Annotated in this window: 26 protein-coding genes; 11 read left to right on the top strand and 15 right to left on the bottom strand. The window is 65.1% G+C overall.

Annotation, left to right across the window (positions count from 1 at the left end):
- Positions 1 to 52: 52 nt before the first annotated feature.
- Positions 53 to 1,795 (bottom strand): gamma-glutamyltransferase, encoded by a 1,743-nt coding sequence (ggt, locus tag QUH67_RS00895; RefSeq protein ID WP_300944781.1) that lies wholly within the window; start codon positions 1,793 to 1,795, stop codon positions 53 to 55.
- Between the two features lie 128 nt (positions 1,796 to 1,923).
- Here ggt and QUH67_RS00890 point away from each other — a divergent pair, with 128 nt between their 5' ends.
- Positions 1,924 to 3,315 (top strand): MFS transporter, encoded by a 1,392-nt coding sequence (locus QUH67_RS00890; RefSeq protein WP_300944780.1) that lies wholly within the window; start codon positions 1,924 to 1,926, stop codon positions 3,313 to 3,315.
- A gap of 72 nt (positions 3,316 to 3,387) precedes the next feature.
- Here the strand turns inward: QUH67_RS00890 and QUH67_RS00885 are convergent, their stop codons facing one another.
- The 7 genes from QUH67_RS00885 to rsmI all read right to left on the bottom strand — a co-directional run bounded on the left by QUH67_RS00885 (position 3,388) and on the right by rsmI (position 10,129).
- Positions 3,388 to 4,926, bottom strand: a complete 1,539-nt coding sequence (locus QUH67_RS00885) for a YifB family Mg chelatase-like AAA ATPase (RefSeq protein WP_300944779.1) — start codon at positions 4,924 to 4,926, stop codon at positions 3,388 to 3,390.
- A 193-nt stretch (positions 4,927 to 5,119) separates the two neighbouring features.
- A complete protein-coding gene (locus QUH67_RS00880; protein ID WP_300944778.1) occupies positions 5,120 to 5,431 on the bottom strand; it encodes a hypothetical protein in 312 nt (103 codons plus the stop codon).
- A gap of 130 nt (positions 5,432 to 5,561) precedes the next feature.
- Positions 5,562 to 6,545, bottom strand: coding sequence for an MBL fold metallo-hydrolase (locus QUH67_RS00875; RefSeq protein WP_300944777.1), 984 nt, complete (start codon positions 6,543 to 6,545; stop codon positions 5,562 to 5,564).
- A gap of 184 nt (positions 6,546 to 6,729) precedes the next feature.
- Positions 6,730 to 7,587 carry a hypothetical protein gene (locus QUH67_RS00870; RefSeq protein ID WP_300944776.1) on the bottom strand — a complete coding sequence of 286 codons (858 nt, stop codon included), beginning with the start codon at positions 7,585 to 7,587 and terminating at the stop codon, positions 6,730 to 6,732.
- Between the two features lie 212 nt (positions 7,588 to 7,799).
- Positions 7,800 to 8,747: a glutathione synthase gene (gshB, locus tag QUH67_RS00865; RefSeq protein ID WP_300944775.1), complete on the bottom strand. Its 948-nt coding sequence runs from the start codon at positions 8,745 to 8,747 to the stop codon at positions 7,800 to 7,802.
- A 28-nt stretch (positions 8,748 to 8,775) separates the two neighbouring features.
- Positions 8,776 to 9,189 carry a YraN family protein gene (locus QUH67_RS00860; RefSeq protein ID WP_300944774.1) on the bottom strand — a complete coding sequence of 138 codons (414 nt, stop codon included), beginning with the start codon at positions 9,187 to 9,189 and terminating at the stop codon, positions 8,776 to 8,778.
- Positions 9,176 to 10,129, bottom strand: coding sequence for a 16S rRNA (cytidine(1402)-2'-O)-methyltransferase (rsmI, locus tag QUH67_RS00855; protein ID WP_300944773.1), 954 nt, complete (start codon positions 10,127 to 10,129; stop codon positions 9,176 to 9,178). The genes QUH67_RS00860 and rsmI overlap by 14 nt, the downstream gene beginning before the upstream one ends.
- A 221-nt stretch (positions 10,130 to 10,350) precedes the next feature.
- Here rsmI and QUH67_RS00850 point away from each other — a divergent pair, with 221 nt between their 5' ends.
- Complete coding sequence (locus QUH67_RS00850; protein WP_300944772.1) at positions 10,351 to 11,559, top strand: penicillin-binding protein activator; 1,209 nt, start codon at positions 10,351 to 10,353, stop codon at positions 11,557 to 11,559.
- A 34-nt stretch (positions 11,560 to 11,593) separates the two neighbouring features.
- Here the strand turns inward: QUH67_RS00850 and hemW are convergent, their stop codons facing one another.
- The 3 genes from hemW to rph all read right to left on the bottom strand — a co-directional run bounded on the left by hemW (position 11,594) and on the right by rph (position 14,150).
- Entirely contained in the window at positions 11,594 to 12,751 is a 1,158-nt protein-coding gene (hemW, locus tag QUH67_RS00845) for a radical SAM family heme chaperone HemW (protein WP_300944771.1), read from the bottom strand.
- Positions 12,744 to 13,373, bottom strand: a complete 630-nt coding sequence (gene rdgB, locus QUH67_RS00840; protein ID WP_300948296.1) for an RdgB/HAM1 family non-canonical purine NTP pyrophosphatase — start codon at positions 13,371 to 13,373, stop codon at positions 12,744 to 12,746. The genes hemW and rdgB overlap by 8 nt, the downstream gene beginning before the upstream one ends.
- Before the next feature lie 63 nt (positions 13,374 to 13,436).
- Positions 13,437 to 14,150: a ribonuclease PH gene (rph, locus tag QUH67_RS00835; protein WP_300944770.1), complete on the bottom strand. Its 714-nt coding sequence runs from the start codon at positions 14,148 to 14,150 to the stop codon at positions 13,437 to 13,439.
- 195 nt (positions 14,151 to 14,345) lie between these two features.
- On the opposite strand from rph, the gene hrcA reads away from it, so the two are divergent.
- Together hrcA and grpE are read left to right on the top strand one after the other, a co-directional pair.
- Entirely contained in the window at positions 14,346 to 15,434 is a 1,089-nt protein-coding gene (gene hrcA, locus QUH67_RS00830; protein ID WP_300944769.1) for a heat-inducible transcriptional repressor HrcA, read from the top strand.
- Positions 15,435 to 15,552: 118 nt separating this feature from the next.
- Positions 15,553 to 16,158 (top strand): nucleotide exchange factor GrpE, encoded by a 606-nt coding sequence (grpE, locus tag QUH67_RS00825; protein ID WP_300944768.1) that lies wholly within the window; start codon positions 15,553 to 15,555, stop codon positions 16,156 to 16,158.
- A gap of 12 nt (positions 16,159 to 16,170) precedes the next feature.
- On the opposite strand, the gene QUH67_RS00820 is transcribed toward grpE, so the two are convergent.
- From QUH67_RS00820 to QUH67_RS00805, 4 genes are all read right to left on the bottom strand, one after another.
- Complete coding sequence (locus QUH67_RS00820) at positions 16,171 to 16,599, bottom strand: VOC family protein (RefSeq protein WP_300944767.1); 429 nt, start codon at positions 16,597 to 16,599, stop codon at positions 16,171 to 16,173.
- Between the two features lie 77 nt (positions 16,600 to 16,676).
- The gene (locus QUH67_RS00815) at positions 16,677 to 17,468 is read right to left on the bottom strand and encodes a helix-turn-helix domain-containing protein (protein WP_300944766.1); all 792 of its coding nucleotides are present in this window, start codon (positions 17,466 to 17,468) and stop codon (positions 16,677 to 16,679) included.
- 85 nt (positions 17,469 to 17,553) lie between these two features.
- Positions 17,554 to 18,267: a bifunctional nicotinamidase/pyrazinamidase gene (pncA, locus tag QUH67_RS00810; RefSeq protein ID WP_300944765.1), complete on the bottom strand. Its 714-nt coding sequence runs from the start codon at positions 18,265 to 18,267 to the stop codon at positions 17,554 to 17,556.
- A 99-nt stretch (positions 18,268 to 18,366) separates the two neighbouring features.
- Positions 18,367 to 19,317 carry a hypothetical protein gene (locus QUH67_RS00805; protein ID WP_300944764.1) on the bottom strand — a complete coding sequence of 317 codons (951 nt, stop codon included), beginning with the start codon at positions 19,315 to 19,317 and terminating at the stop codon, positions 18,367 to 18,369.
- A 548-nt stretch (positions 19,318 to 19,865) separates the two neighbouring features.
- Here QUH67_RS00805 and dnaK point away from each other — a divergent pair.
- The 7 genes from dnaK (at position 19,866) to dapB (ending at position 26,460) form a co-directional block, all read left to right on the top strand.
- On the top strand, positions 19,866 to 21,767 hold the full coding sequence (gene dnaK / locus QUH67_RS00800; protein WP_300944763.1) for a molecular chaperone DnaK: 1,902 nt from the start codon (positions 19,866 to 19,868) through the stop codon (positions 21,765 to 21,767).
- A gap of 155 nt (positions 21,768 to 21,922) precedes the next feature.
- Positions 21,923 to 23,056 (top strand): molecular chaperone DnaJ, encoded by a 1,134-nt coding sequence (gene dnaJ / locus QUH67_RS00795; protein ID WP_300944762.1) that lies wholly within the window; start codon positions 21,923 to 21,925, stop codon positions 23,054 to 23,056.
- A gap of 208 nt (positions 23,057 to 23,264) precedes the next feature.
- Complete coding sequence (locus tag QUH67_RS00790) at positions 23,265 to 23,867, top strand: class I SAM-dependent methyltransferase (RefSeq protein WP_300944761.1); 603 nt, start codon at positions 23,265 to 23,267, stop codon at positions 23,865 to 23,867.
- 52 nt (positions 23,868 to 23,919) lie between these two features.
- Positions 23,920 to 24,498: an NADPH-dependent FMN reductase gene (locus tag QUH67_RS00785; protein WP_300948295.1), complete on the top strand. Its 579-nt coding sequence runs from the start codon at positions 23,920 to 23,922 to the stop codon at positions 24,496 to 24,498.
- 6 nt (positions 24,499 to 24,504) lie between these two features.
- A complete protein-coding gene (gene pyrF, locus QUH67_RS00780; RefSeq protein WP_300944760.1) occupies positions 24,505 to 25,215 on the top strand; it encodes an orotidine-5'-phosphate decarboxylase in 711 nt (236 codons plus the stop codon).
- A 28-nt stretch (positions 25,216 to 25,243) separates the two neighbouring features.
- Positions 25,244 to 25,546, top strand: coding sequence for a DUF1330 domain-containing protein (locus tag QUH67_RS00775; protein WP_300944759.1), 303 nt, complete (start codon positions 25,244 to 25,246; stop codon positions 25,544 to 25,546).
- 98 nt (positions 25,547 to 25,644) lie between these two features.
- Positions 25,645 to 26,460 (top strand): 4-hydroxy-tetrahydrodipicolinate reductase, encoded by an 816-nt coding sequence (gene dapB / locus QUH67_RS00770; RefSeq protein ID WP_300944758.1) that lies wholly within the window; start codon positions 25,645 to 25,647, stop codon positions 26,458 to 26,460.
- Positions 26,461 to 26,462: the final 2 nt, after the last annotated feature.

Genomic DNA, 26,462 nt, shown 5'->3' with positions numbered 1-26,462 from the left:
TTGCGTTCGTTACGATCTATACGGCATATCACCGCCAACGGTCATCACTGCTTCACTGGCCCACCGCCGCGGCGCCGCGGGTGCGTGGATCGGGGGCGCCGAGCAGGCCGTTCGGCGTGACGGCGATCGAGTTCACCGAGGTCTGGCCGAGCGGCACGACCACCTTGTGGCCTTTCGCCCTCAGTTCCTCCAGGACCTCGTCGGGAAAGCCGCGCTCAGCGCGCACCTCGTCGGGCATCCATTGATGATGAACCCGGGGCGCTGCCACGGCGTCGGCGACGTCCATCTTGTAGTCGAGCACGTCGATCACGACCTGCAGCACCGCCGAGATGATGCGGCTGCCGCCCGGCGAGCCCGTGATCAGCACCGGTTTGCCGTCCTTCAATACGATGGTCGGCGACATCGAGGACAATGGCCGCTTGCCCGGACCGGGCAGGTTGGCTTCGAGCCCGACCAGGCCAAAGGCATTCGATGCGCCGGGCGCGGCGGTGAAATCGTCGAGCTCGTTGTTGAGCAGCACGCCGGTTCCCTCGGCGACCAGGCCGACGCCATAGGGAAAATTCAGCGTGTAGGTATTGCTGACCGCGTTGCCGCTGGAATCGACCACCGAATAATGCGTGGTGTTGCTGCCCTCGCGCGGGCTCACGGCCAGCACGTCGCCCGCCGGCGTCGAGCGTCCAAGGTCGATGGTGGCGCGTTGCCTTGCCGCATATTCCTTGCTGATCATCGCGTTGACGGGCGCGTTGACGAAGACGGGATCGCCGAGATAGCGCGCGCGGTCGGCGTAGGCGCGTTTCATGGCTTCGATCATGAGGTGCAGGGACGCCGCGCTGCCCTGCTTCAGCTCCGCCATCGGAAATCCTTCCAGAATGTTCAGCGTCTCCAGTAAAACCATGCCGCCGGAGGAGGGCAGCGGCATCGAAACAATGTCGTAGCCGCGATAGGTGCCGCGCACGGGATCGCGGGTGACCGCCTGATACGATTTCAAATCGTCCGATGTCATCAGGCCGCCGCCGTCGCGCACCGCCTTGGCCAGCCGTTCGGCGACCGGCCCCTCGTAAAACCCGCGCGGTCCCTGTGCGGCAATCGCCGCCAGCGTCGCCGCGAGATCGGGCTGAATCAGCCGGTCGCCTTCCTGCAGCGGCGTGCCGTCGCTGCGGGAGAACGCCTTGGCTGAATTCGACCAGCGTCCCATCCGGCGATACATGTCCGACAGCGTGTCGGCCAGGTCGTCGGCGACCACAAAACCGTCGCGCGCCAGCGCGATGGCGGGCGTGAGGATTTGCGCGAGCGTGAAACGGCCCGAGCCGTACTTTTCCAGCGCCAGCGCCAGCCCGGCGACCGTGCCGGGCACGCCGATGCCGAGCGCGGAATTGCGCGACTTGTCGGTGTCGGGCTTGCCGTCTGCTCCGAGAAAAACATCCGGCGTGATCGCGCCCGGCGCGGTCTCGCGATAGTCGATGGCGACAGCCTCATTGCGCGCCGCCGAATGAATCACCATGAAGCCGCCGCCGCCGATGTTGCCGGCCCGCGGATAGGTGACGGCCAGCGCAAAGCCGGTGGCGACCGCGGCGTCAACCGCATTGCCGCCCTGCCGCAGGATGCCTGCGCCGATCTCCGCAGCAAGCCGCTCCTGCGCCACCACCATGCCGTGCTCGGCCGTGATGGCGCGAACCGTGGAGAGATCGACCGGCGCGAAACCGCGGCGATCCTGCGCAAGCGCGGCTGTCGCGCACGCGAACGCAAGGACGATTGTGGCGGCCAGCCGGCGCCATCGGATCGAAGAGACAGTCATCGAAAATCCGCCGCAGTTGAAGCCTGGGTGACGCCGGGCAATAACGGCCGGTACCGCTGACGAATGCTATATGGGTTTGGATTCGATCGGCAAAATGGCCCGCGCGACTTTTGAAGGAAATTCCTCACATGACGGTGATCGCTCCCGAGGCAACCGGCGCCCAAACGCCGCGGGAATATCCGCGCCGCGCTGCCGTCATCAGCTGGATCTTCTTCGACTGGGCCGCGCAGCCCTATTTTACGCTGATCACCACTTTCGTCTTCGCGCCCTATTTCGCGAGCTTCGTCGCGCCGGATCCGGCCCAGGGGCAGGCGCTGTGGGGGTTCGCCACCGCGGCGGCGGGTCTTGCGATCGCGCTGCTTTCGCCCGTGCTGGGTTCGATTGCGGATGCCAGCGGCCGGCGAAAGCCGTGGATCGCGGGCTTTGGCGCGCTGCTGGTGATCGGCGCCTCGCTGATGTGGATCGGAAGGCCCGGCGATCCCAGCGTGATCCCGCCGCTGCTGTTGGCTTATGCGATCGCGAGCGTCGGTATCGAATTCGCTATCGTCTTCAACAATGCGATGATGCCGACACTGGTGCCGCCGGATCGCATTGGCCGGCTGTCCGGCACCGGCTGGGCCACCGGCTATATCGGCGGCATTCTCAGCCTCGTGCTGGTGCTCGGCTTCCTGGCCGCGAGTCCCGAAACCGGGCGCACGCTGTTCGGCCTGACGCCGCTGTTCGGTCTCGACCCGGCCTCTCACCAGGGCGATCGCATCACTGGTCCGCTAACGGCGGTCTGGTTCGTCATTTTCGTGCTGCCGATGTTCGTCCTGACGCCCGATTATCCGGCGCGACGCCCGATCGGCGCGGCGTTGCGCGAAGGATTGAGCGGGCTCAGGCGGACGCTCGGCGAACTGCCGAAACGAAAATCGCTCGCGACGTTTCTGCTCGCCAACATGATCTACACCGACGGCCTGGTGTCGCTGTTCGCGTTCGGCGGCATCTACGCCGCCGGCACCTTCGGCTGGCGGACGATTCAGATCGGAAGTTTTGGCATTCTGCTGGCGATTGCCGGCACCTTTGGGGCGTGGCTCGGCGGCCAACTCGACGACAGGCTCGGCCCCAAGCGCGTCATCGCCGGCAGCTTGCTGATCCTGCTGCTCGCGGTCGGGGCGATCCTGCTGGTCGACAAGGATTCGATCCTGTTTGTTAAGGTGGCGCCGCCGGTGCCCGGTGGCGGATTGTTTTCCGGCGCGGCCGAGCGCGCCTATCTCGTGCTCGGATGCCTGATCGGCGCGGCCGGAGGACCACTACAGGCAGCGTCGCGCACGCTGCTGATCCGTCTCGCGCCGAAAGATCGCATCGCGCAATATTTCGGCCTGTTCGCGCTGACCGGAAAGGTGACGTCGTTCATTGGCCCGCTGTTGATAGGTGCGATCACCGCCGCGACCGGAAGCCAGAAGGCCGGCATGGTGGTGCTGGTGGTGTTTTTCCTGGCAGGTCTGACGCTGCTGACGCGCGTGAGGGACAATTCCTAGCCTGCGCTCTGCTCGTTGCAGCGATCGGCAACCTGACGCGGGCTTCTGCTTTACGCCATTCGAGCCCTGCAGCTATGCCGCACGCCGCAGATCTTCAGCAAGCGCGCGATAGGACAGCGCCTCCGCCAGATGCAGCCGACCGATCTTTTCCGCGCCGTCGAGGTCGGCCAGCGTGCGCGCGACGCGGAGCACGCGGTGATATCCGCGCGCGGTCAGCTTCATGGTTTCGGCGGCGTCGCGCAGCAGCTTTTGGCCCTGCGCATCCGGCTGCGCGATGCTCTCCAGCAGCGAGGCGGGCGCTTCGGCATTGGTGCGGACATGCGGCATGCCGGCCGCCGCATAGCGCGCGAGTTGCAAGTCGCGGGCGGCTGCGACGCGGGCGGCGACTTCCGCGGAGCCTTCGGACGGCGGCGGCAGGATCAGGTCGGCGGCGGTCACCGCGGGTACCTCGATACGCAGGTCGATGCGGTCCATCAGCGGGCCGGAGATGCGCATCTGATAGTCCGCAGTACAGCGGTCGACCGGCGCGCGCTTGCAGGAATAGCCGGGCTCATACGCACGACCGCAGCGGCAAGGGTTCATCGCCGCGACCAGCATGAAACGGGCAGGGTAGGTGACGCGGTGATTGGCGCGGCTCACCGAGACCTCGCCGTTCTCCAGCGGCTGACGCAGCGAATCCAGCACGCGCGGATCGAACTCGGGCAATTCGTCGAGGAACAGTACGCCTTGATGCGAGAGCGAAATCTCGCCGGGTCTTGCGCGCGCGCCGCCGCCGGTCAGCGCGGCCATGCTGGCGGAATGATGGGGTGCCCGAAAAGGCCGCCGCGCGGTCAAGGCGCCGTCGCGAATTTCGCCGGCGACGGAGGCGATCATCGACACTTCAAGAAGTTCGGACGGCGATAGCGGCGGCAGGATCGAGGGCAGCCGCGCCGCCAGCATCGATTTCCCGGCGCCGGGCGAGCCGATCATCAGCAGATGATGTCCGCCGGCGGCGGCGATTTCGAGCGCGCGTTTGGCGCTCTCCTGGCCCTTGATGTCCCGCAAATCGAGATGCGTCGCCTCGGCCTCGTGCACTTTCGGCTGCGGACGCGACAGCACCTGGGTGCCTTTAAAATGGTTGGCGATCTGGATCAGCGATTTGGCCGCGATGATCTGGATATCGGGGCTGGCCCAGGCGGCTTCCGTGCCGCACGCCGCCGGACAGATCAGGCCTTCCTCGCGCGCATTGGCGCCGATCGCCGCTGGCAGGACGCCCGCGACGGCTGCGATTGAGCCGTCGAGGCCGAGTTCGCCGAGCACGGTAAAGCCGTTGAGCGCATCCGGAGGAATGGCACCGATCGCGGCCATCAGGCCGAGCGCGATCGGCAGATCGTAATGACTGCCTTCCTTCGGCAGGTCGGCCGGTGCGAGGTTGACGGTGATCCGCCGCGCCGGCAGCGCCAACCCCGAGGCGATCAGCGCCGAACGCACCCGCTCGCGCGCCTCGGAGACCGCCTTGTCCGGCAGGCCGACGATCGAAAACGCGGGCAGGCCGGGCGCGACCTGCACCTGCACATCGACGGCGCGTGCCTCGATCCCCTCAAAGGCGACGGTGGAAACCCGCGCGACCATGCCTATTCCTCGTTCCTCAATCGAAGGTAGCGGGGAACCGTGGGGCAAGTCAAGAACATTTAGGGAACAGGACGGCAGGCTTCGGTTTCTGCCCGGCAACGGCGGTCGGCGAGACAACTCCTGGCTGCTTTCCGTCGTCGACGAAAGCGCCCTCGCACGTTACCGAAAAAGTCGCGGAATCAAGGGCCGCTGTTCAGTTCAGCTTCCCCGCCGCGATCGCCGCTGGGCTGTCTTGCGGTTGCTCCAGCATCTTCAACGCGGCATCGAGGCCATTGCGCAGATTGGCGGCGGCGGTCGCGCTGCAGCGGATGCGGGCGGAGGAGATGAATTTCACCTCCGTCGACCCGTCCGGCTTCGGCACCAGAATGCGGGTAGCCAGTTCGACCTCGACCGCGCCGTTCATGGTGCCGTAGGCGCCGACGATGTCGAAATAGACCACCGAAGCCGCGGCCCCGGTGTCTTCATAGATGAGGTCGGGCGGCCTGGTGGGCGGTTGATCGGTCAATGGCCTTCTCCCGGATCGTGCGCAGGGGTGATTCGCTGATCAAGACTTACGCGACCGGGCGTTCGATTCCTAACGCGGGAAGGGAGTGTCGGGGCCGACCCTGTCGACCGGCCCCGGGCGTCGCTTCCCCTCAGAGCTCCATCTTCATCGCCTGGGGATAGTAATGGAATCCCTCGCTGGTCTTGGCGATGTGGCCATAGCCCGGCCAGGCGAAGTGATAGGACATGACCGGGGTCTTGTTGGCCGCGATCGTGTCGAGCAGCCTCACCCGGGTGTCCGCTGCCTGCTTTGGATCGCTGTCGTAGGAGAACTGCATCCGCGGCTTTTCCAGGAGCAGCACGGGATGGTGCGTGAGGTCGCCGAGGAAGGCAAAGGATTTGCCGGCGGAGCTCACCATGAAGATGGTGTGGCCCACGGTATGGCCGGGCGCGGCGATCGCCTGCACGCCGGGCAGGAATTCCTGGCCGTCCTTGATGAACACGATGCGGTCGCGCACCGGCAGCAAGTTCTTGCGAGCGTGAATCACGAAATCCTTCAACGGACTGCCGAGCTTGCCTTCATCGGTCCAGAACTCGAAGTCGCTCTGGGTGATGTAGACCTGCGCGTTGGGAAACAACGGCTTGTCGTCGGCGCCGACGAGGCCGCCGATGTGATCGATATGGGCGTGCGAGCACACCACGGCGTCGATATCGCCGGGCTTGATCCCGGCTTCCGCCATGCTCTTCTGCTGGCGGCCCGTGGTCGGCCCGAAGGCTTTCGACGTGCCCATGCCGGTGTCGAACAGGATCAGCTTGTCGCCATTGTTCACGATCGGCGAGTTTTGTTCGAGCACAACATTGTCGGGACTGAGGAAGTTGTCGGAGAGCATCTTCCGCACTTCTTCATCGGGCACGCCGACGAAGGTGCCCTTGGGAGGCCCGAGCGGCAACGTGCCGTCGGAGACCACGGTCACTTCGGCGTCGCCGAGGACGAAGCGGTGCCAATAAGGCGTCTGCGTGCCGAGTTTCGGCGCCTTTGCCAGCGCGCTGCCGCCGAGCATCGTCGAAGCGCCGATACCCGCACCTAGCCCCGCGCCGAGCGCAAGCAATGACCGTCGCGAAAGATTCGTCGTCATACGTCTTCCTCCACCATTTTTTCTAACTGCAGGTTCGCTGCCCGGACAGATTCATCCGTGACTACAGGCTGCGCCCGCTTCCCGAAATTGGCAAGTGGGATGAGAGGAGTGATGCGAGTGAAGTGGCAGATGCAGTGCCGGTTCGCGGTGCGTCCTTTTGATGTCACGCGCCGCGCGGCGACGGCTACCAGTCGTCGTACATCCACTCCTGGGGATAGCGGACCCGAGGTCGCGCCTGCGGCGGACGCGCGGGCCGACGCACGACAGGCGCCGGCGGTGCCGCAGCCTGCGATGTTCTGGGCGGGCTCTGCTCGGAAACCTTTGCGAGCGCGCGCTTCATCTCTTCCTGGCTCGCCCTGAGTTCGCCGATGGCTTTCGAATTGTCATTGGCGATCTGCTGCTGCGTGGCCTTGAGCTGTTCGAGATCTTTTTCCAGTTTCGTCAGGTCGCGCGCGATCGTTTGCAGCAACTGGGCTTGGTCGGGAGCTGTCGCGGATGCTGCCGGCGCAGCATCTTTCGGCGCAGCCTGCGTCAGAACGATCGGCTGTGGCGGTGTCGCCGACGCGATTTCCGCTGCGGCCACTTGAACTGAAGATACGGCGGGTTGCGGTGGGCTTTCTGCCGGCGAGGATGATGCTGACGCGAGCTGCGGTGGAGGGTGCGCCCCGCCTTCATAGGTCAGCTGGAAAACGAGGGCTGCGACAATGATGGCCGCCGCCACCAGCAGCACGCCGGCGGGGACGCGAAGCGCCGGCTTTGCGGGTGGCGATGGCACGGCTGCCGGTGACGGCGTGATTGATGGTGCGGGCGCTGACGGCTCTACCGGAGACGACGAAGCGGCTGGCAGCGGGGGCGTTTGTTGCGGAGCTGGTTCAGCGGGTGACGGACGCGCATCGTTGCGCTCCAGCTTCGCAAGCTGCTCGCTCAGGCGCGTGAGCTGCTCATCTGCTTTCACGATCTGTTCGTGGGCATGCGCGAGCTTTTCGTCGGCTTTGTCGGCCGATGCATCGCGCGGTGTTTCACCCGGAGGCGTGGAGTTCATTGGTGCTGCCATTTCTCCGTATATGACCTTCCAGATGCAGCGGCAGGACACCCGCCTGCACAGCGTCCATTCTTGTCCAAAGAATGGCTGCATGATGGTGGAATACTGAATGGTCCGGCAATAGCGTTCCTCGACGTCACAACGGCCCGCCGCGCCGCGGGACTGCGGCGGCCGTCGTTCTCGTCCAGGTCTGCTTGAACGTGAGCGGAAGCCTATTTCCCGGAGCGCTTGGCCTCGATGGTATCCCAGACCTTCCCGGCAACGTCGGGGCCGTTCAGACGCTGGATCGCGCGGATGCCGGTCGGCGAGGTCACGTTGATCTCGGTGAGATGGCCGTCGATCACGTCGATGCCGACGAACAGCAGGCCGCGCTCGCGCAGCGCGGGGCCGAGCGTGGCGCATATTTCCCGCTCGCGTGGGGAGAGGTCGGTGGCCTGGGCGGCGCCGCCGCGCACCATGTTGGAGCGGAGGTCGTCGGGCGCAGGCACCCGGTTGACCGCGCCTGCGAACTCGCCGTCGACCAGGATGATGCGCTTGTCGCCGTGCTTGACCTCGGGAAGGAAGCGCTGGATCACCCAGGGTTCGCGGAACGTCACCGAGAACATGTCGAACAGCGAGCCGAAATTCATGTCCTGCGGCATCACGCGGAACACCGCCGCGCCGCCATGGCCATGCAGCGGCTTCATGACGACGGCACCGTGTTCGTCGCGGAAGGAATTGATCTCGTCGAGATCGCGCGAGATCAGCGTCGGCGGCATCAACTGCGGAAAGTTCATCACGAACAGTTTTTCCGGCGCGTTGCGCACCGAAGCCGGGTTGTTCACGACCAGCGTCTTGGGATGGATGCGTTCGAGAAAATGCGTCGAGGTGATGTAGGCGAGATCGAAGGGTGGATCCTGCCGCAGCAGGATGACGTCAAACGCCTGCAGCGGCTCGCGCTTCGCTTCGCCGAGCGTGAAATGATCGCCGACCTCGTCGCGCACGGTGAGATGCTGCACGGGGGCTACCAGTTCCTCGCCGCGCAACGACAGCTTGTCCGGGGTGTAATAAGACAGGCTGTGGCCGCGCTTCTGCGCTTCGAGCAGCAGCGCGAAGGTGGAATCGCCGCGGATGTTGATGCGCGCGATGGGGTCCATCTGGACGGCGACATTGAGTTTCATGGAAAGGTCCGGGTCTCTGGAGGGTTCTTCAAGTGCTGGCGTCGAAGGCCGCTAACACATGGCGTGGCAGGCGTCGCGGCGCAATCAGGATCGCGTCGAATCGCAGCTCAAATTCGGCATGCTCGGGATGCGCCATCAGCCACGCTTGCGCGGCGTCGATGATGCGCCGCTGCTGGCGCGGCGTCACGGCATAGGCGGCCTCATCGAGGCTGGGGCGCGCCTTAACCTCGATAAAGGCGACCAGGTTGCGCTTCCGCGCCACCAGGTCGATTTCGCCATAGCGGGTGCGAAAGCGCTTGGCGAGAATGCGGTAGCCCTTCGCCATCAGATAGGCGGCAGCCTTGCTTTCGGCCGAAAGTCCGGTACGGAAGGCCGCGACCCGCTCCGGCGCGGCCATCCTGGCGGGCGTTTCGGGCGGCGTGGCGCCGTCAGTCTTCGCCATCGCCGCCTCTGGTTTCTTTCGCAAGCTCCAGCGCCCGGGCATAGACCTCGCGGCGCGGCCGGCCCGAAAGCTCGACCGCATGCGCCACGCTGTCCTTGACGCTGTCGCGTGATAGCGATGCGCGCAGCAGGTCGTCGAGGTCGTGCTGCGTCATGACATTGGCATCCGCGCGCGGCGGGCCGACCACGAGCACGAACTCGCCGCGGGTTTCCAGCGTGCCGGCGGCGTTCGCCAGCTCGGATATCGGCGCGCGCGTGATCTCTTCGTGCAGCTTCGTCAGTTCGCGGCAGATCGCGGCGTCGCGGCCGGCCATGGTCTCGGCGAGATCGGCCAGTGTTTCCTGCACGCGGTTGCCGGATTCGAACATCACGAGCGTCGCATCGATCCGGGCGAGCTCCGCCAGCCGCGTCCGCCGCGCGACTTGCCTGGGCGGCAAAAATCCCTCGAAGAAAAACCGGTCGGTCGGCAGTGCCGCGACCGAGAGCGCGGCCAGCACCGAGGACGCGCCGGGCACCGCGATCACGGCGTGGCCGGCGGCACAGACCTCACGCACCAGCTTGAAGCCGGGATCCGATATCAGGGGCGTGCCGGCATCCGATACCAGCGCGATCGAGGCACCCTGGGCCAGCTTCTCCAGGATTTTGGGCCGCGCCATCGCCGCGTTGTGCTCGTGATAGGGCTTCAGTTCGGCCGAGATCGCATAGCGCTCGGTCAGGCGGCGGGTGATGCGGGTGTCCTCGCAGGCGATGATGTCGACGCCGGCCAGCGTCTCCAGCGCGCGAAGGGTGATGTCGCCGAGATGACCGATCGGGGTTGCCACCAGATAGAGCCCGGGAACCGGCTTCGGGGCATTCAGGACGTGGCCGCCGATCAAAAAAGTCCTGTTGGCCGAACCCGGTTCGGTATCAGACCCGTAGTTGGAACTGGGTTTTGCGCGCATAGTGGCAATCTAAAGAAGTCTTCGTGCAAGCGCCATATCAGTCGGATGCCGGCACGATTTGAAGTTCCCCGGAGTTTCGGGCGGGGTCGTAATCCTTTTGTTTTGGTTAACTAATTCTGGACAATATGCTGAATTCCGCACGGGTTGAGTAGCGGTTCAGGTGCCTTGGCTCCGTATGCCGGGATCCTGGTCGACGGCGGTCGGTCAAGAGAAGAGACAAGATGGTAGGCCCGCTCAATGGCAAGCCTGGACCGCAAGGTCCCGGGCGATCGGGACCGACCCGCCGTGCGGCGGTCGGTCTTATTATCGGCGCCCCGCTGCTCGGCGCCTGCTCCGGCGGCCAGGTTTCCAACCCGTTCGGCCCTTCCGCGCCCGAGGGACCGGCCGGTCCGCAGCAGCAGCCGCTCGCGGTCGGCGACGGCAAGGTCAAGGTCGGCCTGATCCTGCCGCTGTCGGCCGCCGGCAATGCCGGCGTCGCCGCGCAATCGATGAAGAACGCCGCCGAGATGGCGCTGGCGGAATTCCAGAATCCGAACATCCAGCTTCTGATCAAGGATGACGGCGGCAGCCCGCAAGGCGCCCAGCAGGTCACCCAGCAGGCGCTCGGCGAGGGCGCGGAAATCATTCTGGGTCCGCTGTTCGCGGCCTCGGTGCCGGCGACCGCGCAACTGACGCGCGCCCGCAGTATTCCGGTGATCGCGTTCTCGACCGATTCCAGCGTCGCGGGCCGTGGCGTCTATCTGTTGAGTTTCCTGCCCGAGTCCGACGTCAACCGGATCGTCGATTACTCCGCCAGCATCGGCAAGAAATCATTCGCCGCGCTGCTGCCGGACAACGCCTATGGCAACGTGGTGGAGGCCGCGTTCAAGCAGGCGGCCGGCCGCAAGGGGCGCATCGTCGCCTTCGAGAAATACGCCTCCGATCGCGCCGCGGCAGCGCGGACGGTGGCGCAGTCGCTGGGTTCTGCGGATGCGCTGTTCATCGCCGACGACGGCGAATCGGTGGTGGCGACGGCGGATGCGTTGACCGCGGCGGGCGCGAATTTGCGCAACATCCAGCTGCTCGGCACCGGCCTATGGGACCATCCGCGCGTCTATGCAAGCGCCGTGCTGCAGGGCGGGCTCTATGCCGCGCCGGACGCAACGGGCTTCATCGCCTTCTCCGGCCGTTACCGCACCAGGTTCGGCACCGACCCGGTGCGCACTGCCACCCTGGCCTATGATGCGGTGGCATTGGTCGCCGCGCTGTCGAAGCAGGGCCCGCAACGCTTTGCGCCGGAGACGCTGACCAACCCGTCAGGCTTTGCCGGCATCGACGGCCTGTTTCGCTTCCGCTCCGACGGCACCAATGAGCGCGGACTGGCCGTGATGCGGGTTGCCAGCGGCGGCGCCACGCCGGTGGCGGGATCGCCGAAGAGTTTTGGGGCGTAATTTTCGTCGCTCCTGCGTTCGCAGGAACGACACGCTATGCCGCTAGATCGGCGACCACCGCATCGAGCACCGGAAAACCATCCTTCGTTACGCGCAGCCTGCCGTCGGCGTCGACGACGATGGCGCCTTCTTCGCGCAGCACGGCGATCCGGCCCGGGTCGAGCGTGCGGCCGGACAGCGCCGCATATCGATCGGGATCGATGCCTTCGGCAAGCCGCAATCCCATCAGCAGAAATTCGTCGGCGCGCTCTTCGCTGTTGAGGTCGTCGTCGGTCACGACGCCGTGGCCATTGGCCTCGACGCGCATCAGCCACGCCTCGGGACGTTTCTCGGTTGCGAGCGCATGCCTGACGCCATCGATGTCGAGGCGGCCATGCGCGCCCGGGCCGATGCCGGCATATTCGTCGCCGCGCCAGTAGACCAGATTGTGCTGGCATTCGGCGCCCGGTCGGGCGTGGTTGGAAATCTCGTAGGCCGGCAGGCCGTGATGCGCGCAGACGTCCTGCGTCACATCGTAGAGCGCGCGGGCCACCGCCTCGTCCGGGGTTTTCAGTTTGCCCGCCGCGTGCAGGCCGAAGAAGGGCGTGCCTTCCTCGATCGTGAGCTGGTAGAGCGACAGATGTTCGGCGGCTTCCGAAATCGCGAGCTTCAATTCGTCGGCCCACATCTGCGGCGTCTGGTCGGGGCGGGCGTAGATCAGGTCGAACGAGTAGCGGTCGAACGCCGAGCGCGCGATCGCGACCGCGTCCAGCGCTTCGCGCGCGGTGTGCAAGCGTCCCAGCGCTTTCAGCGAGGCGTCGTCGAGCGCCTGCACGCCGAGTGACACACGGTTCACGCCGGCGGTGCGATAGCCGCGAAACCTGGTTGCTTCGACGCTGGTTGGATTGGCCTCCAACGTGACCTCGACATTGCCGGCGACGCGCCAATGCTTGCCGATCGAATCCAGGATGGCGCCGACGGTTTGCGGCTGCATCAGCGACGGCGTGCCGCCGCCGAGGAAGATCGACGTGACGGTCCGATCAGGCGCACGCGCCGCTGTGGTTTCGATCTCGCGCGCGAACGCGCGGATAAATCGTTCCTCGTCGATCGGTGCGTGGCGAACGTGGCTGTTGAAATCGCAGTACGGGCATTTCGACAGGCAGAATGGCCAGTGCACGTAGACGCCGAAGGCTTCGCGCTTGCTGCTAGCCAAGGCAGATCTCCGCCAGTTTGACGAAGGCGCGCGCCCGGTGCGACAGGCCGAGCCCGAGCGGCGGCAGGCCGTGTTTTTCGATCGAGGTCATCTCGCCAAACGTCCGGTCGTGCCCGTCGGGCAGGAACGCCGGATCATAGCCGAAACCGGCGGTGCCACGCGGCGGCCAGACCAAAGTTCCATCGGCGCGGGCCTCGACCTCCTCGACATGGCCGTCGGGCCAGGCGACGCACAGCGCCGAGACGAAATGCGCCTTACGCTTGTCCGGCGTGGTGGCGCCGCGTTCCTGCAGCAGTCGCTCGATGCGCGTCATCGCCGCCATGAAGTCCTTGGTCTCCCCGGCCCAGCGCGCCGAATAGATGCCGGGCGCGCCGTCCAGCGCATCGACCACGAGGCCGGAATCGTCGGCGAAAGCGGGAAGCTGCGCCGCATTCGCCGCGGCAATCGCCTTGATCGCCGCATTGGCGCGAAACGTGTCGCCGGTCTCCTCCGGTTCGCCCAACCCGAGTTCGCCCGCCGACACCGCCTCGACGCCGTGCGGCGCCAGCAATTCCCGCATCTCGGCGAGCTTGCCGGGATTGTGCGTCGCGATCACGAGGCGGCCGGTGAGTTGACGATGCAGCGCCATGTCTATTTCTGTTCTGTCATGGCCGGGCTTGCCCCGGCCATCCACGTCTTAAAGAAGTTACGCGACGGCCATCTTCTGCAAGTCCACCAGACGGGCGACACCCTTGCGCGCCAGTTCCATCAGCGCGAGGAACTCGTCCTGCGAGAACGGCGTCTTTTCGGCGGTGCCCTGCACCTCGATGATGCGGCCGTCGCCGGTCATGACGAAATTGGCGTCGGTTTCGGCCTCGGAATCCTCGGCATAGTCAAGGTCAAGCACCGGGGTGCCGTTATAGATGCCGCAGGAGATCGCCGCGACGTTGTCGCGCAGCACGTTGGTCTTCAGCATGTTGCGGTTTTTCATCCACGCGATGCAGTCGGCCAGCGCCACCCATGCGCCGGTGATCGAGGCGGTGCGGGTGCCGCCATCGGCCTGGATCACGTCGCAATCGACCGTGATCTGACGCTCGCCCAGCGCTTCGAGGTCGACGGCAGCGCGCAGGGAGCGGCCGATCAGCCGCTGGATCTCGACGGTGCGGCCGCCCTGTTTGCCGGCGGCGGCCTCGCGGCGGGTGCGCTCCAGCGTGGCGCGCGGCAGCATGCCGTATTCGGCGGTGACCCAGCCGCGGCCCTGGCCTTTCAGCCACGGCGGCAGCCGTTCTTCCAGCGTGGCGGTGACCAGCACGTGGGTGTCGCCGAATTTAACCATGCAGGAACCTTCGGCATATTTGACCACGCCGCGTTCCAGCGACACGGGGCGCAACTGATCGGGCGCACGGCGGCTTGGCCGCATGGGGAAATCCTTTCGAAACCGGGCGAAAACTCGTTTGCGGTGCTTGTAGGAGGGGGCGTGCGCAGCGGCAAGGGGCTTTTGGTCCCGGTTTCATGATGTTTTGACGCCATTTCTCCCTGCCGGTGCCATGCAGCCAAGGGATGCTTGTCATCGCCCCGCCGGGACGACAGATTAGGGGCTGTCAGGGAGTTAACAGTGGCCCACCATGATCCGATTGGCTTGATTGCGCCGCATGCCGGGCTCGCCCAGCTCAACGAGCGTTCGCGCGACATTTTTCGTCAGATCGTCGAGAGCTATCTCGCGACTGGCGAACCCGTCGGCTCACGCAATATTTCGCGCCTGATCGCGCTGCCGCTGTCGCCGGCATCCGTCCGCAACGTGATGTCGGACCTCGAAGCGCTCGGCCTGATCTACGCGCCGCACACCTCAGCGGGCCGGCTGCCCACCGAACTCGGCCTGCGCTTCTTTGTCGACGCGCTGATGCAGGTCGGCGATCTCACCGAACCCGAACGGGAATCGATCCAGAGCCAGTTGGCCTCCGTGGGGCAGGCGCAATCGGTCGAGGCGGCGCTTGGCGAGGCACTGACGCGGCTCTCCGGCCTCACGCGCGCCGCCGCCGTCGTGCTGACCGCCAAATCCAATTCGCGGCTGAAGCATATCGAATTCGTCCGCCTCGAGCCGGAACGCGCGCTGGTGGTGCTGGTCGGCGAAGACGGCCAGGTCGAAAACCGCGTACTGGCGCTGCCGCCCGGCGTTCCTTCCTCCGCGCTGACCGAGGCGTCCAACTTCCTCAATTCGCGGATTCGCGGCCGCACACTGGCCGAAGCGCGCCTCGAACTGGAAACCGCGCTGACGCAAAACCGCGTCGAACTCGATCAGCTGACGCAGAAGGTGATCTCGGCCGGCATCGCCAGCTGGTCCGGCGGCGAGAGTGACGACCGGCAATTGATCGTGCGCGGCCACGCCAATCTGCTTGAAGACCTGCATGCGCTGGAAGATCTCGAACGCGTCAAGTCGCTGTTCGACGACCTCGAAACCAAGCGCGGCGTGATCGATCTGCTGGGGCGTGCCGAGCGGGCCGAAGGCGTGCGAATTTTCATCGGATCGGAGAACAAGCTGTTCTCGCTGTCCGGCTCCTCCACCATCATCGCTCCCTATAGCGACGCCGCCGGCCGCATCGTCGGCGTTCTCGGCGTCATCGGGCCGACCCGGTTGAATTATGCGAGGGTGATTCCGACGGTGGATTATGCCGCCCGGATCGTCAGCCGGATGCTGGGCGGTTGATCCGCCCCGAAACGACCCCAATCAGGGCGGGTTGTGCTTGATTTTCGGTCCTCAAAGCACGATATCCGGCTCAGCAAATCCCCATCGAACCAGACCCGTTTTTTGAGAAGGCAGTCTTATGACCGATCCGAACCGGCCGAGTGACGACGCGGTGAAACCGGCCCCGACCGGCGAGCCCGTGGTCTCAAAACCCTACATCATGCCGGACGATCCCGAGGAGGGATCGAACGAGGCGCTGACCAAGGAGCTGGCCGAGGCGCGCGACAAGGTGCTGCGCACGCTGGCGGAAATGGAAAACCTGCGCCAGCGTACCCGGCGCGAGGTTGCCGATTCCAAGACCTATGGCATCACCGGCTTCGCCCGCGACATTCTCGACATCGCCGACAATCTGCAGCGCGCGCTTGATGCCATTCCGCCCGAGGCCAAGGAAACCGCCGATCCCGGCCTCAAGGCTTTTATCGAAGGCGTCGAGCTGACCGAGCGTTCGCTGCTCAACTCGCTGGAGAAGAACGGCGTCAAGAAGTTCGATCCGTCCGGCGAGAAGTTCGATCCGAATTTCCAGCAGGCGATGTACGAAGTGCCCGATCCCTCCGTTCCGTCCGGGACGGTGGTTCAGGTCGTGCAGGCCGGCTTCACGATCGGCGAGCGCGTGCTGCGCCCGGCGCTGGTCGCCGTCTCGAAGGGCGGGGCGAAGGCCGCGCCGGCGGGCGATGCCACGAACTGAGCCGTTCAGGATCTACTGCGGTTTGTCGCTGGTCTTCGGCCAATAGGTGCCAAAACTCCACAGATTGCCTTCCGGATCCCGGCAGGCGAAGTCGCGGCTGCCATAGTCCGTGTTGTGTAATTCCATTTCGATTCTGGCGCCGGATGCCTTGACCCGGGCGTGCAGGGCGTCCGGATCGTCGACGGCTACATAGAGCGCGTCGGTGCGGCGGCCGCCGATATCCCCGACAAGTTTGCCGTATTCGTCATCGCGGCTCTGGCCCAGCATCAGGAGCGAGGAGCCGTAGGCCAGCTCGGCATGTTGCACCGCGCCGTCCTTGCGGTGGACGGCGTATTCAGTGAAGCCGATGACATCCTTCAGCCAACGGATCATGGCCTCGGCATCCCGGCAGCGCATCGTCGGATAGATGCGCGGCGCGTCGATTTTACTTTGCTCGGTCATGGAATCTCCTCTGTGCTTGCGGCGCCAATATGCGCGGGGCGCTTCGGCAAAGGCTTGAAGATTTGTTACCGGAACCGTCAGCCGTCGAGCCCGTCCAGCGGACGCAGCAGACGGTTGTCGGTCAGCGCCAGACGCCGGGCCCAGGCCGTCGGCGTTTCTCCGGCAAGACTTGCAAATTCGCGGGCGAGATGCGCCTGATCGGCGTAGCCGCTCTCCGCTGCAATCCCGGCCCAGCCGCTGCTCGCTCCACCCCGTGCGAACCGGCAGGCCCGATGGAAACGCATCATGCGCGCGATCGGCTTGGGCGCGAGACCGAGTTCGGATCGAAAGCGGTCCACCAGGTGCTTACGGCTCCAGCCGATCTCGCTCGCCAGCGCGGCGATGCGCGCGCTACCTGCGCTGCGCGCCAGCCGTCGATAGGCATAGTCGATTTCGGGTGAGGGCACATGGTTGGCGCGACCGGCTACAAAATCCTCAATCAGATCAAAGCGGTTGTGCCAGCCCGAAGCAGCGCCAAGCCGTTCCCGCAGAGCCCGGCCTTCACGGCCCAGCACGTCGCCCATGTCGACCATGCGCGCGGCAAGATCGACGACCGCGCGGCCAAAGACGCGGTAGGCGCCAAGCGGCGTGAAATCCACCTGCACGCATTCGGCGCCGCCATCGGACTCGATGAAGACCGGACCGGCATGAAGCCCGGCGGCGAAGCTCGGCTGCCGGTCGTCGGCGTCGGGCTCGCGGTCGAGCGCGATCAGGAAGGGGGTGCCGAAGCTGATGATCAGCGGCACCACCAGGCTGGCGGCTTCGCGCTGGAAGAATCGGCCACGCGCCATCTCGCGGTAACCCGTCATGCCCACGATCAGGCCCGCCATGCGCTGTGACGGCGCGCGACGGGCCAGATCGAATGCAAAGGGTGACGCCTGATCGGACATCCCGATCTCCGCGAGGTAATATGGGTTAAGCGACAATATCTTCCGACTTGATCCGCTTGACGCCGGCCTTGGTCATGTCGGTCCAGGCCTTCGCCAGCGAGCCCTGGGTGTCGATGCCGCGGCAGGCGTCCTCGATCACATATGTCTCGAAGCCGGCCTTGCGTGCGTCGAGCGCGCTCCATGCGACGCAGAAATCGGTGGCGAGGCCGGCGAGGAACACCCGCTTCACCTTGCGCGCCTTCAGATAGGCGGCGAGCCCGGTCGTGGTCTTGCCGTCAGCCTCGGTGAAGGCCGAATAGCTGTCGACGTTCTTGTTAAAACCCTTGCGGATGACGAGCCCGGCATGCGGCACCGCGAGGTCCTTTGACAGCGCCGCGCCCTCGGTGCCCTGCACGCAGTGATCCGGCCACAGCACCTGCTTGCCGTAGGCGAGATCGACGGTCTCGAACGGCTTCTTGCCGGAATGCGTCGAGGCGAACGAGACATGGCCCGCGGTGTGCCAGTCCTGCGTCATCACTACATTGGCAAAGCCCTTGGCGATGCGGTTGATGATCGGGACGACCTGCTCGCCGTCCTTCACCGCAAGGCTGCCGCCGGGCAGAAAGCAGTTTTGCACGTCGATGACGAGCAGCGCGGAAGCGTCATCCGGTTTGATCGATGCGGCCATGATTGCTCCTGGTACGAGGGCGGTGACTGACGTCGCGCCCAAACCTGTCAGAACCAGCCTGCGATTGAACATTTTGATTCTCCCGGTTGTGAACCCCGACCCGGGAAAATGCTAATTCCAGGCATGCGCGAACGAAAGCGCGAAGTTTCGGCTCGCGCGCAACTTTCGGGGTCAGGTTCGCGGATGAATGCCGTCACGCACGGCGCGGAAGCGCGGAAAGGCGGTGGTCCAGTCGGTCCGCGGCGAGGAGCCGATGATGCGCATCGAGGTCTGGGCGCCGAACCGCACCCACTGCACGATGGTAACCGGCGTGTTGTCCTTGCCGCTGGTGGCGTCGATCCGCGTCTCGTAGCCGGGCTGGCCGTCGATGCGGACGGGCTCGGACATCGTGATCCGGCCATCGCGTACGCCCGGAATCGTGGTTGCGATCTGCTGGGCAAAGCGGCCGCGATCGTTGGGCGAGGCTGCCGTCGAGCCGATCATGCCGATGATCATGAAGGGCGCGGTCTCGAAGCCGGTCTTTTCGTCGCCGTCGGAGAGGATGATGGCCGCGCCCGGCGCCAGGGTGCGGATGTTCTTGAAGCTCGAGAGTTCGCTGACCTTGAACGGCAGCAGACCGAGCTGCTCCTCGATCGGGACTTCGTTGCGGATGACGGCGGAAGCGAACATCTGGCGCACGGCGTCGTCGGTATAGATCCTGGCAGCGTTCTCCGGCACCTGCACGGCGACGTAGCCGGAGAAAGTGGGGCCGGGCAGGATCATCGAATAGCGCCGCACGGTGGCGGCGCCATCCTTCCCGTTCTCGACGGTGTAGTAGGCCAGGCCCGCGGCGGTCTCGATGCTTTCAGGCTTGATGCCGCCGACGCCGCCGGGGACAGTCTTGAACGCATTGGCGACCTCGCCATAGGCTTCCGCCGGCAGGTCGGCGATCAGGACCTTGACCCCCTGATCCTCCGTCTCGAAGCCGATGAAGCCTCGCGCCTTGTTGAGGCCGACCAGGGGCGTCATGCCCACCCTGGCGCCCGGCGGAAAGACCGGATCGGCGGCGAACGCGGATGAGAAGGCGCTGGAAGTGAGGGCAACGATCAGGGCAACGGCGGCGGAGTATCGGGTAAGCGTCATGAAGGATCTACCGGGTTCGCATCAGGGCCATTCGACGGGGCCTGCGATGCAGCTTGCGAATCTCAGGTTCTACTCTTGCAGCGTTCGGACCGACATGGGTCGTCCCGGTCGGCCCGCTTTTAACGGTTTTGGTGTCCCTGCAACAGGGCAGCACAAGCGTCCGTTCCACCATCACGTTTCGATAAGTCGGCCATTTCGCGGGATTCTGCCTGCGATCCGGGCGCTTTTTGAGGCGTGTGCAGCGGCCAAATACCGCGTGCCCGTCCCGGACCGCCAGCCCTTCACGGTACGACGAGCGGCCTGTGTCGAGGGCCTTGCCGATTTGTTAACGCGGCCTGCCGCCGGCTCGCCCCCTGCAGGGCTGACACAATCTTTCAAACGTCAGCCTTTTCAGGCCCTAAGCTTGCGTTCGGTCCTTGCAGGGCGGACCCCCCCTCCTATATGAGGCTCACCGTCGCAATATCGCGAGTAATTGATCGTTGGGGGTTCGGTTAGGTGCGCCGTTCAGGGCCCAGCCAACCTGCCGCAACAAGAAGGATATGAGGACCATGGGAAAGGTCATTGGGATCGATCTCGGCACCACGAATTCGTGCGTCGCCGTAATGGATGGCAAGACTGCCAAAGTCATCGAGAACGCGGAAGGCATGCGCACCACGCCTTCGATCGTTGCCGTCACCGATGACGGCGAGCGCCTCGTAGGCCAGCCCGCCAAGCGCCAGGCGGTGACCAATCCCGAGCGCACGTTCTTCGCAGTGAAGCGCCTGATCGGCCGCCGCTACGACGACCCGATGGTCGAGAAGGACAAGAAGCTCGTCCCCTACAAGATCGAAAAGGCATCGAACGGCGACGCCTGGGTCGGAGCCGATGGCAAGACCTATTCGCCCTCGCAGGTCTCGGCCTTCATCCTGCAGAAGATGAAGGAGACCGCGGAAGCCCATCTCGGCCAGAAGGTCGATCAGGCTGTCATCACGGTTCCGGCCTACTTCAACGACGCCCAGCGCCAGGCCACCAAGGACGCCGGTAAGATCGCCGGCCTCGAAGTGCTGCGCATCATCAACGAGCCGACGGCCGCTGCGCTCGCTTACGGTCTCGACAAATCCAAAGCCGGCACCATCGCGGTCTACGACCTCGGCGGCGGCACCTTCGACGTTTCGATTCTCGAAATCGGCGACGGCGTGTTCGAGGTGAAGTCCACCAACGGCGACACGTTTTTGGGCGGTGAAGACTTCGACATGCGCCTCGTCAGCTATCTGGCCGACGAGTTCCAGAAGGAGCAGGGCATCAACCTGCGCAACGACAAGCTTGCCTTGCAGCGCCTGAAGGAAGCCGCCGAAAAGGCCAAGATCGAGCTGTCCTCGACGACGCAGACCGAAATCAACCTGCCCTTCATCACGGCGGACCAGACCGGTCCGAAGCATCTGACGATGAAGCTGACCCGCGCCAAGTTCGAAGCGCTGGTCGACGACCTCGTGCAGAAGACCGTCGAGCCGTGCCGCAAGGCGCTGAAGGATGCTGGCCTCACCGCCGCCGAAATCGGCGAAGTGGTGCTGGTCGGCGGCATGTCGCGCATGCCGAAGGTCCAGGAAATCGTCAAGCAGCTGTTCGGCAAGGAGCCGCACAAGGGCGTCAACCCGGATGAAGTCGTCGCCATCGGTGCGGCCATTCAGGCCGGCGTGCTGCAGGGCGACGTCAAGGACGTGCTGCTGCTCGACGTCACCCCGCTGTCGCTGGGCATCGAGACGCTGGGCGGCGTGTTCACCCGCATCATCGACCGCAACACCACGATCCCGACCAAGAAGAGCCAGGTGTTCTCGACCGCCGAAGACAACCAGAACGCGGTCACCATCCGCGTCTTCCAGGGCGAGCGCGAGATGGCGGCCGACAACAAGGTGCTGGGCCAGTTCGACCTGATGGGGATTCCGCCGTCGCCGCGCGGCATGCCGCAGATCGAAGTCACCTTCGACATCGACGCCAACGGCATCGTCAACGTGTCCGCCAAGGACAAGGCGACCGGCAAGGAGCAGCAGATCCGCATCCAGGCCTCCGGCGGCCTGTCGGAAGCCGACATCCAGAAGATGGTCAAGGACGCCGAAGCCAATGCGGCCGAGGACAAGAAGCGCCGCGAGGCGGTCGATGCCAAGAACCATGCCGACGCGCTGGTGCACTCCACCGAGAAGGCGCTGGCCGAACACGGTTCGAAGGTCGAAGAGTCCGAGCGTCGCGCCATCGAGGACGCCGTCAGCGATCTCAAGGAAGCGCTGAAGGGCGACGATGCCGAGGCCATCAAGGCCAAGACCAACACCGTGGCGCAGGCTTCGATGAAGCTCGGCGAGGCCATGTACAAGCAGCAGGCCGAGGCGGACGCCAAGCGTGATGCCGCCCAGGATGACGTGGTCGACGCGGAGTTCACCGAGGTCGACGACGACAAGAACAACAAAAAGTCGGCTTAAGTCGGGCTTTCGATCATGACTCCCACGCCAAGAGCGCAGGCGCAGCGTCTCGAGGGGTGGGGGTCATAAGCCCAAGGTTTCTTTAAGCCCAAGGCTGCATCTTTTCACTGAAGCGTGCCTGCGGCATGAAGGCGTATTTCTGGCGGGTTTGACGGATGTCCACCAAGCGCTGCTACTACGAGACCCTGGAAGTCGAACGGAACGCGGACGAGTCCAAGCTCAAGTCGGCGTTTCGCAAACTGGCGATGAAGTGGCACCCGGACAAGAATCCGGGCGACGCCGCCAGCGAAGTGAAGTTCAAGGAAATCAACGAGGCCTATGAGGTCCTGAAAGACGGCGAGAAGCGCGCCGCCTATGACCGCTACGGCCATGCCGCGTTCGAGCAGGGCATGGGCGGCGGCGGTCCTGGTTTCGGCGCCGGCTTCGCCTCGTCATTTTCCGATATTTTCGAGGACCTGTTCGGCATGGCCGGGCAGCGCAGCCGCGGCGGTGGGCGCGAGCGCGGCGCCGATCTGCGCTACAATATGGAAATCACGCTGGAAGAGGCCTTTCAGGGCAAGACCGCGCAGATCGAGATTCCGGTCTCGGTCACCTGCGAACCCTGCTCGGGCACCGGCGCCAAGGCCGGCACCAAGCCGAAGACCTGCTCGACCTGCGGCGGCGCCGGCCGCGTGCGGCAGGCCCAGGGCTTCTTCACGCTGGAGCGGACCTGCCCCAGCTGTCAGGGCCGCGGCCAGATGATCGAGGACGCCTGCCCGAACTGCGCAGGCTCGGGGCGCGTGACGCGCGACCGGACCTTGTCTGTGAACATCCCGCAGGGCGTCGAGGACGGCACCCGCATTCGGCTGGCCGGCGAAGGCGAGGCCGGCGTCCGCGGCGGACCGCCCGGCGACCTCTACATTTTCCTGTCGCTTTCGACCCACGAGTTCTTCCAGCGCGACGGCGCCGATCTGCACTGCCGGGTTCCTATCTCGATGGTGGCGGCGGCGCTCGGCGGCGAGTTCGAGGTGCCGACCATCGACAAGGGCAAGACCAAGGTCAAAGTGCCGGCAGGGACGCAGTCGGGCCGTCGGTTCCGCATTGCATCAAAAGGCATGCCGGTGCTTCGCTCGCGCCAGACCGGCGACATGTACGTCCAGGTCATGGTGGAAACGCCGCAGAATCTGACCAAGAAGCAGCAGGAATTGCTCTCTGAGTTCGAAAAACTATCCTCCGGCGCCACCCAGCCGGAAGCGGCAGGCTTCTTCACCAAGGTCAAAGACTTCTTCGGTACGCGCGCGGGCTCCTGATCTTGCCCCGCGCGCGGTGCGCGTTGGCGCGGCCGTCGCCCGGCAGTCATCATTCATTCAGCTGGCATAAGGTGTTATGGCCGCATCGCCAACACTTTGGCGCGACTGCGTCGTTACCGTTTGGCTTGACCACGTCGCTGTCGCCCTATACGTGTTTATGACCGTTTTCTGACAACCCGCTTGTTAGCGGGTCCCGCCTGGTAGCGACATGCCTTTGCAATCGTCCGTGCGTGCGTTGAAGAAGCCTCTCCGTCTCGACGATGAGGTTCGCTTCCTCCGTTCATGGATCGAAAAGCCGCTGCACATGGGCGCGGTGATGCCGTCGAGCAAGCTGCTCGCACGGACCATGGCGCAATATGTCGATGTCGATTCCAAAGGGCCGGTGATCGAACTCGGCCCCGGTACGGGTGCGATCACCAATGCGCTGATCGAACATGGTGTCGACCAGAAGCGGCTGGTGCTGGTGGAGTACAATCCCGGCTTCTGCGCGCTGCTGCGCGACCGCTATCCGCAAGCCAAGGTGGTGCAGGGCGACGCCTATGCGCTGCGTGCCTCGCTGGACAAGGTGCTGGATGCGCCGGCCTCGGCCGTGATTTCCGGCCTGCCGCTCGTGACCAAACCGATGCTGACGCGCCTGAAGCTGATCCGCGACGCCTTCCTGGCGCTCGCGCCGGGCGCGCCCTTTGTGCAGTTCACCTATTCGGTGGCGCCGCCGATCCCGAAATCGCTGCCGGGCGTGTCCACGGAAGCCTCCGAGCGGATCTGGATGAACCTTCCGCCGGCGCGTGTCTGGGTGTATCGCAAGGGCTGAAATGCCCCCTGCGCGGTCGCTCGGGGTTCGCCCTGAACGCGATTTCCAAATGATGTCCGCATTGAAAATCCTCGTGATCCCGGGATCGCTGCGCACAGGCTCGCTCAACGCGAAGCTGGCGGCGGTGGCCGCGCACGCGCTGGCGCAGCAAGGTGCCGAGATCACCCGGATCTCGCTGTCGGATTTTCCACTGCCGATCTACGACGGTGATCTGCAGGCGAAGTCGGGCGTACCGAAGCACGCGGTCAATCTGAAGCGCATGATGGCCGCACACCATGGCGTGCTGATCGTGACACCGGAATACAATTCCTCAGTGCCGGCGCTGCTCAAGAACGCCATCGACTGGGTGAGCCGGGTGCAGGACGTGCACGAAGCCCGCGGCCAGGTGTTTCGCGACCGGGTGTTTGCGATAGCTTCCGCCTCCGGCGGCCGGCTCGGTGGTTCGCGCGCGCTGGCCGCGCTGCGGCTGATCTTGTCGGCTTGTCATGCGACCGTGATACCGAACCAGCTCGCGCTGCCGTTCGCCGAGGACGCCTATGACGAGATGGACCGCCTGAAGAATGCCGCCGACGCCGACGCGCTGAAAGCGCTGGCGCGGCAGTTGATCGACGTTTCCCAACGCATGATGTGAGGTGACATGCAGCCAGCCGATGTTGCAGCGAAGGACCGTCTGATCGTCGCGCTCGATCTGCCTTCCGTCGTCGAGGCGGAAGCGCTGATTGCCCGGCTCGGTGACAGCGTGAGCTTCTACAAGATCGGCTATCAGCTCGGCTATGCCGGCGGGTTGCCGCTGGCGCAGCAATTGGCGAAATCCGGCAAGAAGGTTTTCATCGATCTGAAGCTGCACGATATCGGCAACACGGTCGCGCGCGGCGTCGAGAGCGTGGCTAAACTCGGCGCGACCTTTCTCACCGTGCACGCCTATCCGCAGACCATGAAGGCCGCGGTCGAGGCGCGCGCCGGATCGGGTTTGAAGATCCTCGCGGTCACTGTGCTGACCTCCTATGACGACGGCGACCTGCACGCCGCGGGCTATCGTCTTAACGTTTCCGATCTGGTGGAGGCACGCGCGCAGCAGGCGCAGGTGCTCGGCATCGACGGCCTGGTCTCCTCGCCGGAAGAGGCGGCCAGCCTGCGCCGGATCGTCGGCCACCAGATGAACCTGGTGACGCCGGGAATCCGGCCCGCGGGAGCGGCGACCGGCGACCAGAAGCGCATCATGACGCCGGCGCGCGCGATCGCCGCCGGCGCCGATTATCTGGTGGTCGGCCGGCCGATCACCGAAGCTGCCGATCCCCGGGCGGCGGCCGATAACATTCAAGCGGAAATCAAACAGGCGTTGGCATAGACTGGTGAAGTAAAAACGGAGAGTGAGTATGGCCAAGGGATACTGGATCGCGCGCGTCGACGTTCACAATGAGGAAGGCTACAAGCCCTATACGGTAGCCAATCCGGCGATCTTCAATAAATTCGGCGGGCGGTTCATTGTGCGCGGCGGCAAGTTCGAGGGCATCGAGGGCCAGAGCCGCGCGCGCAACGTAGTAATCGAATTCCCCGATTATGAAACGGCGCTGGCCTGCTACCACTCCCCGGAATACCAGGAGAACATCAAGCGCCGGCTGCCGCATTCGGTTGCCGACCTCATCATCGTCGAAGGCTTTGACGGCCCCCAGCCGTAAGCATAAGTCTCTCCGTCATGCCCGGGCATGACGGGTAGTGAGCCCAATTGGTTGCCGGAACGGCCCGCTCCCGCTATAGGGCGGTGAGAGGAAAAGCCATGGCCGACATGCGATTGATCGTAGCGGGAGCCGGCGGCCGAATGGGCCGCGCGCTGGTGCGCGTCATCTCGGAGACGCCGGGGGCGGTTTTGGCGGGCGCGCTGGAAGCGCCGGGCTCGGAGCTGCTGGGCAAGGATGCCGGCGTGCTCGCCGGCCTGCCGGAAAACGGCGTCAAGCTTTCCGCCGACCTGTGGACGCTGTCGGCCAATGCCGATGGCATCGTGGATTTCACCGTCCCCGCCGCGACCATCGCCAATGTCGCGCTCGCCGCGCAGCGCGGCATCGCGCATATCATCGGAACCACCGGTCTTTCGATGTCCGACATGGCGGTGATCAAGAGCGTCACCTCGCGCGCGGTGGTGGTTCAGTCGGGCAATATGAGCCTCGGCGTCAACCTGCTGGCAGCGGTGGTCAAGCGCGTGGCGAAGTCGCTGGACGAAAGTTTCGACATCGAAATCGTCGAGATGCATCACAAGGCCAAGATCGATGCGCCGTCGGGCACGGCGTTGCTGCTCGGCGAAGCCGCCGCTGCCGGCCGCGGCATCGACCTGCACGCCCGCTCGGCCCGCGGCCGTGACGGGCAAACCGGCGCCCGCCGGCCCGGCGATATCGGTTTTGCCGCGTTGCGCGGCGGCACTGTCACGGGCGACCACAGCGTGATCTTCGCCGGCCCGATGGAGCGCATCGAATTCACCCACCGCGCCGAGGACCGCACCATGTTCGCGCAGGGTGCGGTCAAGGCTGCGCTCTGGGCGCATGGTCAGAAGCCCGGCTTCTACACGATGGCCGACGTGCTGGGGCTCGCTGATTTCTAGAC

It is taken from the genome of Bradyrhizobium roseum (genome assembly GCF_030413175.1).
In the GTDB taxonomy this organism is placed as follows: Bacteria; Pseudomonadota; Alphaproteobacteria; order Rhizobiales; family Xanthobacteraceae; genus Bradyrhizobium; species Bradyrhizobium roseum.
Note: the sequence above shows the minus strand (reverse complement) of the source record. Positions and strands in the feature narration are given on the sequence as shown.

Coding starts and splice junctions, on each gene's coding strand:
- ggt (WP_300944781.1), bottom strand. CDS start 1,795: ATGACTGTCTCTTCGATCCGATGGCGCCGGCTGGCCGCCACAATCGTC.
- QUH67_RS00890 (WP_300944780.1), top strand. CDS start 1,924: ATGACGGTGATCGCTCCCGAGGCAACCGGCGCCCAAACGCCGCGGGAA.
- QUH67_RS00885 (WP_300944779.1), bottom strand. CDS start 4,926: ATGGTCGCGCGGGTTTCCACCGTCGCCTTTGAGGGGATCGAGGCACGC.
- QUH67_RS00875 (WP_300944777.1), bottom strand. CDS start 6,545: ATGACGACGAATCTTTCGCGACGGTCATTGCTTGCGCTCGGCGCGGGG.
- QUH67_RS00870 (WP_300944776.1), bottom strand. CDS start 7,587: ATGAACTCCACGCCTCCGGGTGAAACACCGCGCGATGCATCGGCCGAC.
- gshB (WP_300944775.1), bottom strand. CDS start 8,747: ATGAAACTCAATGTCGCCGTCCAGATGGACCCCATCGCGCGCATCAAC.
- QUH67_RS00860 (WP_300944774.1), bottom strand. CDS start 9,189: ATGGCGAAGACTGACGGCGCCACGCCGCCCGAAACGCCCGCCAGGATG.
- rsmI (WP_300944773.1), bottom strand. CDS start 10,129: ATGCGCGCAAAACCCAGTTCCAACTACGGGTCTGATACCGAACCGGGT.
- QUH67_RS00850 (WP_300944772.1), top strand. CDS start 10,351: ATGGTAGGCCCGCTCAATGGCAAGCCTGGACCGCAAGGTCCCGGGCGA.
- rph (WP_300944770.1), bottom strand. CDS start 14,150: ATGCGGCCAAGCCGCCGTGCGCCCGATCAGTTGCGCCCCGTGTCGCTG.
- grpE (WP_300944768.1), top strand. CDS start 15,553: ATGACCGATCCGAACCGGCCGAGTGACGACGCGGTGAAACCGGCCCCG.
- QUH67_RS00820 (WP_300944767.1), bottom strand. CDS start 16,599: ATGACCGAGCAAAGTAAAATCGACGCGCCGCGCATCTATCCGACGATG.
- QUH67_RS00815 (WP_300944766.1), bottom strand. CDS start 17,468: ATGGCGGGCCTGATCGTGGGCATGACGGGTTACCGCGAGATGGCGCGT.
- pncA (WP_300944765.1), bottom strand. CDS start 18,267: ATGTTCAATCGCAGGCTGGTTCTGACAGGTTTGGGCGCGACGTCAGTC.
- QUH67_RS00805 (WP_300944764.1), bottom strand. CDS start 19,317: ATGACGCTTACCCGATACTCCGCCGCCGTTGCCCTGATCGTTGCCCTC.
- dnaK (WP_300944763.1), top strand. CDS start 19,866: ATGGGAAAGGTCATTGGGATCGATCTCGGCACCACGAATTCGTGCGTC.
- dnaJ (WP_300944762.1), top strand. CDS start 21,923: ATGTCCACCAAGCGCTGCTACTACGAGACCCTGGAAGTCGAACGGAAC.
- QUH67_RS00790 (WP_300944761.1), top strand. CDS start 23,265: ATGCCTTTGCAATCGTCCGTGCGTGCGTTGAAGAAGCCTCTCCGTCTC.
- QUH67_RS00785 (WP_300948295.1), top strand. CDS start 23,920: ATGTCCGCATTGAAAATCCTCGTGATCCCGGGATCGCTGCGCACAGGC.
- pyrF (WP_300944760.1), top strand. CDS start 24,505: ATGCAGCCAGCCGATGTTGCAGCGAAGGACCGTCTGATCGTCGCGCTC.
- QUH67_RS00775 (WP_300944759.1), top strand. CDS start 25,244: ATGGCCAAGGGATACTGGATCGCGCGCGTCGACGTTCACAATGAGGAA.
- dapB (WP_300944758.1), top strand. CDS start 25,645: ATGGCCGACATGCGATTGATCGTAGCGGGAGCCGGCGGCCGAATGGGC.